The 11,480-nt window shown below is 72.4% G+C and carries 10 protein-coding genes and 1 pseudogene; 4 read left to right on the top strand and 7 right to left on the bottom strand.

Going from position 1 to position 11,480, the window contains the following annotated elements; all coding sequences use genetic code 11:
- Positions 1–1,210, bottom strand: a pseudogene (locus tag AB0J04_RS32045) (hydrolase); the annotation flags it as partial.
- A gap of 456 nt (positions 1,211–1,666) precedes the next feature.
- On the opposite strand from AB0J04_RS32045, the gene galU reads away from it, so the two are divergent.
- Positions 1,667–2,596: a UTP--glucose-1-phosphate uridylyltransferase GalU gene (galU, locus tag AB0J04_RS32040; protein WP_363172105.1), complete on the top strand. Its 930-nt coding sequence runs from the start codon at positions 1,667–1,669 to the stop codon at positions 2,594–2,596.
- A gap of 104 nt (positions 2,597–2,700) precedes the next feature.
- Here galU and AB0J04_RS32035 read toward each other — a convergent pair whose 3' ends face one another.
- A complete protein-coding gene (locus tag AB0J04_RS32035; RefSeq protein WP_363172107.1) occupies positions 2,701–3,138 on the bottom strand; it encodes a DUF4442 domain-containing protein in 438 nt (145 codons plus the stop codon).
- A gap of 145 nt (positions 3,139–3,283) precedes the next feature.
- On the opposite strand from AB0J04_RS32035, the gene AB0J04_RS32030 reads away from it, so the two are divergent.
- Positions 3,284–4,345, top strand: a complete 1,062-nt coding sequence (locus tag AB0J04_RS32030) for a hypothetical protein (RefSeq protein ID WP_363172104.1) — start codon at positions 3,284–3,286, stop codon at positions 4,343–4,345.
- 74 nt (positions 4,346–4,419) lie between these two features.
- Here AB0J04_RS32030 and AB0J04_RS32025 read toward each other — a convergent pair whose 3' ends face one another.
- The 3 genes from AB0J04_RS32025 to AB0J04_RS32015 all read right to left on the bottom strand — a co-directional run bounded on the left by AB0J04_RS32025 (position 4,420) and on the right by AB0J04_RS32015 (position 7,965).
- Positions 4,420–5,262 carry a fused MFS/spermidine synthase gene (locus AB0J04_RS32025; RefSeq protein WP_363172103.1) on the bottom strand — a complete coding sequence of 281 codons (843 nt, stop codon included), beginning with the start codon at positions 5,260–5,262 and terminating at the stop codon, positions 4,420–4,422.
- A gap of 67 nt (positions 5,263–5,329) precedes the next feature.
- Entirely contained in the window at positions 5,330–6,499 is a 1,170-nt protein-coding gene (gene tuf / locus AB0J04_RS32020; protein ID WP_363172102.1) for an elongation factor Tu, read from the bottom strand.
- A 740-nt stretch (positions 6,500–7,239) separates the two neighbouring features.
- The gene (locus tag AB0J04_RS32015; protein WP_363172101.1) at positions 7,240–7,965 is read right to left on the bottom strand and encodes a DNA alkylation repair protein; all 726 of its coding nucleotides are present in this window, start codon (positions 7,963–7,965) and stop codon (positions 7,240–7,242) included.
- Positions 7,966–8,015: 50 nt separating this feature from the next.
- On the opposite strand from AB0J04_RS32015, the gene AB0J04_RS32010 reads away from it, so the two are divergent.
- Positions 8,016–8,801 carry a TVP38/TMEM64 family protein gene (locus AB0J04_RS32010; RefSeq protein ID WP_363172100.1) on the top strand — a complete coding sequence of 262 codons (786 nt, stop codon included), beginning with the start codon at positions 8,016–8,018 and terminating at the stop codon, positions 8,799–8,801.
- 3 nt (positions 8,802–8,804) lie between these two features.
- Here AB0J04_RS32010 and AB0J04_RS32005 read toward each other — a convergent pair whose 3' ends face one another.
- Positions 8,805–9,974, bottom strand: a complete 1,170-nt coding sequence (locus AB0J04_RS32005) for a thiolase family protein (RefSeq protein ID WP_363172099.1) — start codon at positions 9,972–9,974, stop codon at positions 8,805–8,807.
- Between the two features lie 94 nt (positions 9,975–10,068).
- On the opposite strand from AB0J04_RS32005, the gene AB0J04_RS32000 reads away from it, so the two are divergent.
- Positions 10,069–10,539, top strand: a complete 471-nt coding sequence (locus AB0J04_RS32000) for a helix-turn-helix domain-containing protein (RefSeq protein WP_363172098.1) — start codon at positions 10,069–10,071, stop codon at positions 10,537–10,539.
- A gap of 212 nt (positions 10,540–10,751) precedes the next feature.
- Here AB0J04_RS32000 and AB0J04_RS31995 read toward each other — a convergent pair whose 3' ends face one another.
- Complete coding sequence (locus AB0J04_RS31995; protein WP_363172097.1) at positions 10,752–11,480, bottom strand: hypothetical protein; 729 nt, start codon at positions 11,478–11,480, stop codon at positions 10,752–10,754.

The following is an 11,480-nucleotide window of genomic DNA, read 5'->3' as shown; positions in this document are numbered from 1 at the left end:
CCTCGGCCTCCCGGGAGGCCGAGGCGGCCGACGGGGATCCGGCGGGCGAAGGGTCGTCGGAGCCGTCCGGGACGCTCTGCCCGCCGACGGCCGGGGCGTTGGGCCCGCCGACCGGCGCGCCCCAGGTGGCCCCGGGGACCGGGGTGTTGTCGTCGGTCCAGCCCTTGGCCACGAAGACGGTCGCGACCAGCGCGAGGGAGGTCAGCCCCACGCCCACGAGCACGGCCTTGGGCCGCCTGGCCGGCAGATCGAGCAGCCCCGCCGAGGTGGTGCGATGCCGGCCGCCCCCGGCAGGCGGACGCGCTCCGGCGAGCGGACTCGCCCCCGCACGCACCCCCGCACGCACCCCCGCGGGCCGGATCGGCGCGCCGTCGGCGGCCGCGCGTCCGGGGCGTGAGTCGAGGTAGCGGCGGGCGCCCCAGCCGAGCACGGTCTCGGCGAGCAGCACGTCCAGCGCGCCGCCGAAATGGCTGAGCTGTTCGGCGGCGTGCCGGCAGAAACGGCAGTGCGCGAGATGCCGGCGCACATCGGGCAGCAGGGTGCCGCCGCGACGCAGGGGAATGTCGAGGAGACGGTTGTAGAAGCGGCATTCGCTCGTCGGCGCGAGTTCACGATGGGCGCGTACACAGCCGGCCCGGAATTGTTCCCGCGCCTGTTCCAGGACGGCCGCCGCGGTGATGCCGTCGACGCCCGACAGACCGGCCGGTACGGATATGGGTTCCGCCTCCACCTCTGTGTGCCACAGCAGGCATTGGGAGGCGGTCGGGAGCAACTGGAAAGCGCGCTCGGCGAGTTGCCGCCTTTCGGCGGTCCCCGGTCGGGCGGCGCGCAGCCCGCGGCCGCCGACGGTTTTCCGGAGCTCCGGGAGAACAGCCGAAACCCGTTCGGCGCCTGCCCATTCCCGGACCGTCTCCCGTACGGCGACGAGGAGTTGGGGACGCAGGGCGCCCCCGCTCGGCCGGTCCGTCAGCCGGCCGAGCACCTCGTGGAACGCGGCGGCGGCCACGAGCCGTCCCGTGTCCTCGTTGCCTGCCAGGCAGACGATCGCGTAGTCGTGGGTCGCTCGCCAGTGCCGGGCGAAGAGCAGGGCGATCGCGCGGGCCCGTCCGTCGTCGTCGGCCAGCCGGGCGGCGAGTTCGGGGTCGGAATCCCCGGGGGTCCAGCCGGGGCGGGGCGGGTAGGGCGGGCGTGGGGGGTTCGGGGATTGCACGAAACCATTTCCTTCCGAGCCGACGAACGGCACGGAGGAACACGTCGTCGGAAAGCAGGTGCCTGATTGGTGCGTACCTTTGCCTGACCAGGCATGTTGGCCTGATCCGACCCATCCGTAAGGGGAGGCTCACCCTCGCACACACGTCTCACAGGAAACAAGGAGTTCGGGTGACCCAAGTTCAAAGCGCGGAAATTTCAGATAAGTTACCGGCGGTATCCGCACCCGCATTCGAAAATTACCCGGACTCCCTGACTCAACTTGTGTACGAGAAAAGCTGGATGGCACACGAAATCTCCAACTTCCGGCCCGGCGGCGGGGCGACGGAAGAGGTAGGGCGCGGGGGCGGCGGGAAGGGGGTGGGAGCGGGGCCGCCAGGCGGCTGCGGGGCGGCACACAGGAATCTCAGAGAGGACTCCCTGCCTGCTCCCAACCCCGTGCAGCACCATGATCGGCATGAGCGCCCCCCACTTCGTGTCCAGTGTCCGCAAAGCAGTCGTCCCGGCCGCGGGTCTCGGCACCCGTTTCCTCCCCGCCACCAAGGCGACCCCGAAGGAGATGCTGCCGGTCGTCGACAAGCCGGCCATCCAGTACGTGGTCGAGGAGGCGGCGGCCGCCGGTCTGGACGACGTCCTGATGGTCACCGGCCGGCACAAGCGGGCCATCGAGGACCACTTCGACCACGCCTTCGAACTGGAGCAGGCGCTCGCCGCAAAGGGCGACACCGTGCGGCTGGACGCGGTGCGCGATCCGGCCCGGCTCGCCGACATCCACCACATCCGGCAGGGCGACCCGCTCGGTCTCGGTCACGCGGTGCTGTGCGCCCGCAACCACGTCGGCGACCAGCCGTTCGCGGTGCTTCTCGGCGACGACCTCATCGACCCGCGCGAGACCCTGCTCAGCCGGATGCTCGACGTCCGCGAGCGCTATCAGGGCAGCGTGGTCGCGCTGATGGAGGTGGAGCCGGAGCAGGTCCACCTCTACGGCTGCGCGGCCGTGGAGCCGTCCGGCGAGGACGGGGTCGTGCGCGTCACCGGCCTGGTGGAGAAGCCCGCACGCGAGGACGCGCCGAGCCGCTACGCGGTCATCGGGCGCTATGTCCTCGATCCGGCCGTCTTCGACGTCCTGGAGCGCACCGAGCCGGGCCGCGGCGGCGAGATCCAGCTGACCGACGCCCTGGAGGAACTCGCGGCGGGCGGCACGGTCCACGGCGTGATCTTCTCGGGCCGCCGGTACGACACCGGCGACAAGGCCGACTACCTGCGCACGGTCGTCCGCCTGGCCTGTGACCGGCCCGACCTGGGCCCGGAGTTCGTGGCCTGGCTCAAGGAGTTCGTGGCGGGCCTGGAGGACGGCCGCACGGAGCAGGGACGGCTGGCGGCCTGACGGCGCCACCGCATCGGCACCGGCACAGGGGCCCCGGTGACGGCGTACGCCGCGACCGGGGCCCCCTCGGCTCTCCATGTCCGCGGATCTCCCGCGAGCGCCGCTCAGCCGTTGGGGCGCAGGGTCCAGGTGACGGTCATCTCGCCGGTCACGGCCCCGTCGGCGCGCCGGACCTCGACGACGACCGGGAACTCGGGGCGCTCCCCCGCGTCGAGCTGCGCGACGACCTCGGCGGCCGGGCGGCCCAGCGTTGCGGTCGCGGTCACCGCGCCCATCGCCAGCTTCCGGTAGGCGATCTCGGCGCGGACGGCGAGCGGCACGGCGCGGGAGAGCTGGTCCCCGAACGCGGCGAGGACGATCGCGCCGCTGGCGGACTCACCGAGCGTGAAGATCACGCCGGCGTGCGGCCCGCCCACGTGGTTGTGGAACTCGCCCTGGTCCGGCAGGGCGACCACGGCCTTCTCCGGACCGGCCTCCAGGAACTGGAGGTTGAGGGTCCGGGCCATGGGCACGGTGGCGGCGAGCATCTCGCCGATGGACATCTGGTCTGCGCTCATGCCAGCGATGTTACCTGCGAGTAGCTTCTGCTGGCCAGAGCGGGCGGGATGATCGATCGCCGGATTCGGTACATCCCTGACAAGGGGCGGTGACCGAACCGTGTCCCGGACGGCACTAGTGTTTCTGGCCATGTGGCCAGGACAGCAGCCGCCCGGGGGAGAGCAGAACCCGCAGGCGCAGAACAATCCGTACCAGCAGCCGGGATACCAGCAGCCGAATCCGTATCAGCAACCCCAACAACCCCAGCAACCCGGATACCAGCAGCAGCCGAACCCCTATGCGCAGCAGCCGCAGTGGGGCGCCCAGTCGCCGCCGGGCGCGCCGACGCCGCCGCCCGTCGGGCCCGGCGGCGGCGGTGGAGGCGGTGGAGGCGGTGGCAACCGGACGAAGCTGGTCGCCGTCGTCGCGGCCTCGGCCGTCGTGGTGGCCGCCGGAGTCACCGGGTTCCTGGTGCTGGGCGGCGATGACGACGACCCGTCCGACGTGGCCAAGGGCAGCGCGAGCCCGACGACGTCCACGTCCGCCTCGGCTTCCGCCTCGTCCGGCACGGACGACAACCCGCGCAGCAGTGAGACCGAGAAGGCGACCGTCGCCGGCTGGAAGGTCGTCGTGAACCCCAAGTGGGGCATCGCCTTCGACGTGCCGGCCGACTGGGAGGTCCAGAAGCCGGGGCTCAGCCAGGGCTTCGAGTGGGAGGACAAGTCGAAGTCCGACGGCTACGACCGGATCCTGATGGGGGGCACGGCCGAGTTCAAGTCGAAGTGGTGCTCCACGGACGCCGACAAGGACGGCAAGACCGACGACACCCCGTTGGCCATGGTCGGCAGCAAGGGCGCCGAAGGGGCCAAGACCACCGACGAGATCGCGATCAACACGCCCGCGTGGTGGGTGTTCGGCGGCTACACCGAGCCGGACAAGAAGAGCCTCACCTTCGACGAGAAGGCCACCGCCTTCACGACCGCCTCGGGCGTCGTGGGCAGTTACGCCTGGGCGCAGTCGACGAACACGCCCCAGAAGGGCAAGTGCGACAGCGACGGCAAGGCGATCACCTTCGGCTTCAAGAACTCCAACGGCGACTACGTGTCGTGGAACCTGTATGCGGCCAAGGGCGTGAAGGACGAGCTCCCGAAGGCCACGATCATGCAGATCCTCAGCACCGTCCGCCTGAACGGAACCCCGACGGGACGCTAGAGCGCAACGCGAGAGCGCGACGGGCCGGCTCGGACCGCAACCGAGCCGGCCGCGGCTCAGCCGCTTCGGCCGCTTCAGCCGATGCCGAACGCGCCCTCGGGCGGCTCCGGCGACGGTACGGCGTCCTCGTCGCGGACGGGTCGCGCGTCGCCGATGAACCGGCGCAGGCCGGGCCCGTGCTCCACCCGGGCCGGGAACGCGTCGGAGGCGGTGCGGCGGGCCAGGGCAGGCACGTCGAGCGGGTGGTGCGCGGCGACGAGCACCGCGTTGCCGAACCGGCGGCCGCGCAGCACGCCCGGTTCGGCGATGAGCACCAGCTCCTCGAACACCGCGGCGAGGTTGGCCAGTTGGGACCGCAGGAAGCCGAAGGGCGCCGAGTCCGCGAGGTTCGCGAGATAGACCCCGTCGGCACGCAGGACCCGGCCGGCCTCCTGGGCGTAGGCGAGGGACGTCAGATGGGCGGGCACGCGCGAGCCGCCGAAGACGTCGGCGACGAGCACGTCCGCCGAGCCGTCCGGAGCCGCCTCCAGCCAGGCCCGCGCATCGGCGGCGTGCAGCGCGATGCCGGCCCGGGCCGGGACCGGAAGGTGCTCGGCGACCAGCTCCAGCAGGCCGCGGTCGAACTCGACGACGTCCTGCCGGGTACCCGGCCGGGTCGCGGCCAGGTACCGGGGCAGGGTGAGGGCGCCGCCGCCGAGATGCGCCACGTCCAGCGGCCGGCCCGGCTCGGCGACGGTGTCCAGGACGTACCCGAGACGCCGCGCGTACTCGAACTCCAGGTACGTGGGCTCGTCGAGGTCGACGTAGGACTGCGGCGCCCCGTCGACGGTCAGCAGCCAGGCCCGCTCCCGGTCGATGTCGGGCAGCAGCTTGGCGATGCCGTGGTCGACGACGCGGGTGACGGGTATGGGCTCCACCCCTTGATTGTGCCTGCCGGAGGGGGTGGGAGACCGCCCGCGGTCCCCCACCCCCTCCGGCAGCCCTTCACAGCACGGCCGTCACCGTCCCCGCCCCCACGGTGCGACCGCCTTCCCGGATCGCGAAGCCCAGTCCGGGCTCCAGCGGTACCTCCCGCCCCAGCTCGACGGTCATGGCGACCCGCTCGCCGGGCCGCGCCACGGCCGCCTCCCCCAGGTCCACGTCCCCCACGACGTCCGCCGTACGGATGTAGAACTGCGGGCGGTACCCGGTGGAGACCGGCGTCGCACGGCCCCCCTCCCGCGCCGAGAGCACATACACCTGGGCGGTGAACCGGCGGCTCGGGCTGACGCTCCCCGGCGCCGTGACCACGTGCCCCCGCCGGACGGCGTCCCGCGGCACCCCGCGCAGCAGCAGCGCCACGTTGTCCCCGGCCTGCGCCTCGTCCATCGGCTTCCCGAAGGTCTCGAGGCCGGTGACGACGGTCTCCAGCCCCGCGCCGAGCACTTCGATCCGGTCCCACACCTGAACCCTGCCCCGCTCCACGGCGCCGGTGACGACGGTTCCCCGGCCGGTGATGGTGAGCACGTTCTCGACGGGCAGCAGGAACGGCGCGTCCAGATACCGTTCGGGCATGGGCACATAGGTGTCCACGGCGTCGAGCAGCGCGTCGATCGAGGCCGTCCAGCGTGGGTCGCCGGCCAGGGCCTTCAGCCCCGACACCCGTACGACGGGCGCGGCGTCGCCGCCGTAGCCGTGCTCGGTGAGCAGGTCGCGGACCTCCAGTTCGACGAGGTCCATGAGCTCCTCGTCCCCGGAGTCGGCCTTGTTCAGCGCGACGATCACATGGTCCACTCCGACCTGCCGGGCGAGCAGGACGTGTTCGGCGGTCTGCGGCATGATCCCGTCGAGCGCGGAGACGACGAGGATCGCCCCGTCGAGCTGCGCGGCGCCGGTGACCATGTTCTTGACGTAGTCGGCGTGGCCCGGCATGTCCACGTGCGCGTAGTGCCGGGTGTCGGTCTCGTACTCGACGTGCGCGATGTTGATGGTGATGCCGCGCGCGGCCTCCTCCGGGGCGCGGTCGATCCGGTCGAAGGGCACGAAGGTGCCGGCCCCGCGGTCGGCGAGAACCTTGGTGATGGCGGCGGTCAGGGTGGTCTTGCCGTGGTCGACGTGACCCATGGTGCCGATGTTCAGGTGCGGCTTGGTCCGCACGTAAGCGGTCTTGGGCATGGCTGTACCTCGAAGCGTGTCCGTAGGAAGTGGGGACCCCGAGGTACTCGCCGACCCTCCCCCTGGGGGGTCCGCCGGACAATCCGGAGAGGGTCAGCTTCGGGCGCCGTCGACAACGGCCGCGAAAGGCGGAACGGCAGCCTTCGGAGCATCCGCGACCGCGGATGCTGCGAGAACGAAGGCGAACCGGAACATGGACCCGATCATCGCGGATGGTTCGTACGACGTCGAATGGTTTTCGCCGCATTGCGAACGGATGCGGACGGATGCGAACAGAGGGAGAGGAGTGCGGTCCTGATGCCCCACCTGAGCGCGGCCGAGTGGTGGGAGCTGCTGCCGGCGGACGTCCGCGAGGAGGCCGACGGCCAAGTCCTGCGGGACGCCTACATCCAGGCGGTGCGGGTCGTGTGGGAGGCGGGCCGGGCTCGCGGCCTGGAACTCCAGGACGCCGAGCGGGTCGCCGGGCCGGATCGTGGCGGTCGAGGCCGTGTGGGACGGGACACCGTGCACGGCTGGTTCGTCGGCCTGCTCGCCGTCACCGTCGAACCCGACAGCGACCATCGGCCGGCCACCGTCTACCGGGGGACGGCCGTCCGCCACCTCGACGGCGAGGACCACGGCCCGCTGCACCCCTCGGCGGCCGTCGCCGACCGGATCGGCCGGGCCCTGGCCGCCCGCCTCACGGCGCCCTTCCACTTCGCGAGCCCCCACACCCCGGACGACGAGGCGCCGCGTTGGCGTCAGCCGCCCCCGATGTTCTTCAGGGCCTCGCGTACGGAGAGCGGTGCGAGGCGGCTGCGCTCCTGGGTGACGAAGGCCCGGACGGCCTCCGGGTCGGTCTTGGCGTACTCGCGCAGGGACCAGCCGATGGCCTTGCGGATGAAGAAGTCCGGGTGGGCGGACCGGCGCAGGCAGTAGGCGAACAGACGGTCGGCGTCCGTGCGGTCCTTGTAGCGGAGTTGGTGGAGCAGGGCGGTGCGGGCGACCCACAGGTCCTCGTCGGCGATCCATACGTCCATGTCGGCGGCGAGACGGGGGTCGGCCTCGACGAGAGCGCCGACCACGTGCGCGGCGAGCAGGTCGACCGTGTCCCACCAGGACGTCGTGGCGACGAGCCGGCGGGCGACGGGCAGGAACGCCGAGGACAGGCGTCCCGCGTGCCGGCGCAGGTAGTCGACGGCGAAGTAGTGGTACTCGCGGTGCGGCAGCGCCCAGCAGCGCAGGGCGATCGCCGTGCAGTCGGCCTCGTCGGGGCGGGGCGTGCCCGCCAGGACGGTGCGGGACAGGGCGCGGCGCTCGGCGGTGGGCAGGCCGAGGAAGGGCGCGACGTCCTTCATGTAGGCGCGCATGGCCGCCGCCCGCTCGGGGTCGGCCGCGCCGCCGTACGCGGTCGTCAGCCGCCCCAGCACGGTGTCGGCGAGAGCGCTGTCCGGCGCGCCGATCGTTTGCGCACCTGTCACGGTCATGAGACGAACCATACGGCGATCACACATGTGCGTCGGTTAGTGTCGCGGGCATGCTCGATGCCACCACCCGCTCTGGTGACACCGCGACGGCCTCTCCCCGGGCCATCGCCACGGAATTCGTCGTTCCGGTGCGCGTCGTCGTCACCCCCGCAGCGCCCGCCGGTCTTCTCGCGCGCTGCGGCAGAGTGCTGCTGTCGCCCTGGGCCCGCTTCGCGCTGCTGGTCGCGCTGCTCGCGACGGCCGGTGCGAGCGTGCTGCTCTTCGAGCCGCAGCAGCTCCTCGCGGACGGCTGGCCACCGCAGTTGGGCGGCCCCACGGCCGCCGTGGTGTTCGCGGTGGCGTACGGGCTGTGCACCGTGGCGTTCGTGCCGAGACCGCTGCTGAACCTGGCCGCGGGCGCGCTGTTCGGCTCGGCGGTGGGGCTCGGCGCCTCGCTGGCGGGCACCGTGCTGGGCGCCGGCCTCGCCTTCGGCCTCGGCCGCATGCTGGGCCAGGACGCGCTAAGGCCGCTGCTGCGCGGTCGGCTGCTGACCGCGGCGGACGGCCAGCTGAGCCGGCACGGGATGCGCTCGATGCTCGCGGCGCGGCTGTTCCCCGGGCTGCCGTTCTGGGGCGTGAACTACTGCGCGGCCGTCTCCCGCATGGGCTGGACGCCCTTCCTGGTGGCGACCGCGCTGGGCTCGATCCCCAACACGGCCGCCTACGTCGTCGCCGGCGCCCGCGCCTCTGCGCCGACCTCGCCGGCCTTCCTGATCGCACTGGCCTCCATCGCGCTGCCGACCGTGGCGGGCGCGGTGATGGCCTGGCGCAAGCGCCACCACCTGCGCAGGCCCTGACTCCTACACGCCTTCGAGGATCATCGCGTTGGCCAGCCCGCCCGCCTCGCACATCGTCTGCAGGGCGTAGCGGGCGCCTCGTTCGCGCATCGCGTGGACGAGGGTCGTCGTCAGACGGGTGCCGCTCGCGCCGAGCGGGTGGCCGAGGGCGATCGCGCCACCGTGCACGTTGACCTTGCCGAGGTCGGCGCCGGTCTCCTGCCGCCAGGCCAGCACGACGCTGGAGAACGCCTCGTTGACCTCGAACAGGTCGATGTCGTCGAGGCTCAGTCCCGCCCTGCGCAGCACCTTCTCGGTCGCCGGGATGACGCCGGTGAGCATCAGCAGCGGGTCGGATCCGGTGACGGCGAAGCTGTGCAGCCGGGCGAGCGGGCGCAGGCCGAGACGGGCGGCGGTCTCGCTCGAGGTGATCAGTACGGCGGAGGCGCCGTCGTTGACCGGGCTCGCGTTGCCCGCGGTGACGTTCCACTCGATCTGCGGGAAGCGTTCGGCGAACGCCGGGTCGTAGTAGGCCGCTTTGAGCCCGGCGAGGATCTCGGGGGTGCTCCCGGGCCGTACGCACTCGTCGCGCGAGACGCCCTCCAGGGGCGCGACCTCGGCGTCGAAGAGACCCTGTTCCCAGGCCGCGGCGGCCTTGTGGTGCGAGGAGACCGCGAAGCCGTCCATCTGCTCCCGCGTGATCGACCACTTGGCGGCGATGAGTTCGGAGCTGATGCCCTGCGGGACGAGTCCCTCCGGGTAGCGCGCGGCGACGCCGGGGCCGAAGGGGTCCTTGCCGGGCGGCACGTTGGACCACATCGGCACCCGGCTCATCGACTCGACACCGCAGGCCACGACAAGGTCGTAGGCGCCGGAGAGTACCCCCTGCGCGGCGAAGTGCACGGCCTGCTGGGAGGAGCCGCACTGCCGGTCGACGGTGGTCGCGGGGACCGTCTCCGGGAAGCCCGCCGAGAGCAGCGCGTAGCGGGTGGTGTTCATGGCCTGCTCGCCGACCTGGTCGACGGTGCCGCCGATCACGTCGTCGATCAGTGCGGGATCGACGCCAGAACGGTCGACGAGGGTGCGCAGGGTGTGGGCGAGGAGTTCGACGGGGTGGACGTGGGCGAGGGAGCCGTTCGGCTTGCCCTTGCCGATCGGGGTGCGTACGGCTTCGACGATGACTGCGTCACGCATGGGTGCGGCCTCCACAGCTACCGGTCAGTAGGAAATCCAAACTCACCATAGCTCCATGAGTTGGAAAATCAAACCCTCCCTTAGGATTGGGGCCATGGCCGCCACCAAAGACCCGCGACCCTGTTCCGTCGCCGACGCCCTCGCCCTCGTCGGCGAGAAGTACTCCCTGCTCGTCCTGCGGGAGGTGTGCCTGGGCAACGCCCGCTTCGACCAGCTGGTGCGCAACATCGGCGCCCCGCGCGACATCCTGGCCACCCGGCTGCGCCGCCTCGTCGACGCGGGGATCCTCACCAAGCGCGCCTACAGCGAGCGCCCGCAGCGCTTCGAGTACCGGCCCACGCAGGCGGGCCTCGAACTGGAGCCGGTCCTGATGACCCTCATGGCGTGGGGCGACCGCCATCTCCGTGAGGACGACGACCGCCCCATGGTGCTCGCGCACGTCTGCGGCAACGAGTTGGTCCCCGTGGTCACCTGCGCGGCCTGCGGCGACCAGGTCCGCCACGAGGACGTGAGCGCCCACCCGCAGGCTCCGGGCTGGACGGTGGCGGGCCCGTCGGCCGCCTGAAGCCGCACCGCGCGGGCGCGCGGGCGGCGGTGGCCGCGTGCGCGGCCACCGTGCTCGCGGGCTGTGGCGTCCAAGGAGAGCGGGTGGCGCCGGAGCCGGGCACGCGGCGGTCGACGTCCCGTGGTTCGCGGTGACCCGACCTGCCCGCCGAGCGCACCGATCACCGGTCGGGAGCGCGACCGCACCCGCGGACCCCGGTCACGGGACGACCCTCAGGCTCCCAGCTTCCGGATCTGCGCGGTGACCAGTTCCGTCGGCACCTCCGCCGCGGAGCCGGTGCCGGCGGCGGTGTAGAACAGGACCACCGTGGCGCCGCTGCGCACCACCACGAACGCGTCCGCGCTGTCCCCCTGGGTCTGGAGGCCGAAGGCGACGGCGTCGTCGCCCGCGTCGGGGGCGGTGGCGGCCTTGGCGGTGGTGCGGGCGGGCACCCCTCCCTCGTAGGCGGTGCACTTCTTCAGGGCGGCGCGGAGGCCGTCGAGGATGCCCTCCGCGTCGGCCTGGTCGTAGGCCATGAGGCCGATGGTGGTGGCGGAACCCGCGGTGGGGCCGGCTCCCCCGAAGGCGAGGAGGCCGACGAACGCCTTGGGTCCCGGGTCGGGCGAGGCGGTGCGCATGTTCTCCAGCGGCTGGCAGTCCGCGGGCCGGGCGGTGGAATCGCCGTCGGGCTTCACGGGGAAGTCGGTGACCTGGTAACCGTCCACGTCACCGCCGACCAGCGCTGCGGACTTCAGCTGAGCCTCGCCGAGCGGTTCGGCGGGCGCCTCCGACGCGGCAGCCGAGACCGACGCCGATCCGGACCCGGAACCGGACCCGGACCCGGACGAAGACCCTTGTGCCGCCGCGGATTCCGTGGCCTTCGCATCGGAATCGTCGCTGCCACCGCATCCGGCCACCAGCACCGCTGCGAACAGAACCGCCGCCGTCACTCTGATCCGCAC

Source organism: Streptomyces sp. NPDC050263, assembly GCF_040655955.1.
In the GTDB taxonomy this organism is placed as follows: Bacteria; Actinomycetota; Actinomycetes; order Streptomycetales; family Streptomycetaceae; genus Streptomyces.
Note: the sequence above shows the minus strand (reverse complement) of the source record. Positions and strands in the feature narration are given on the sequence as shown.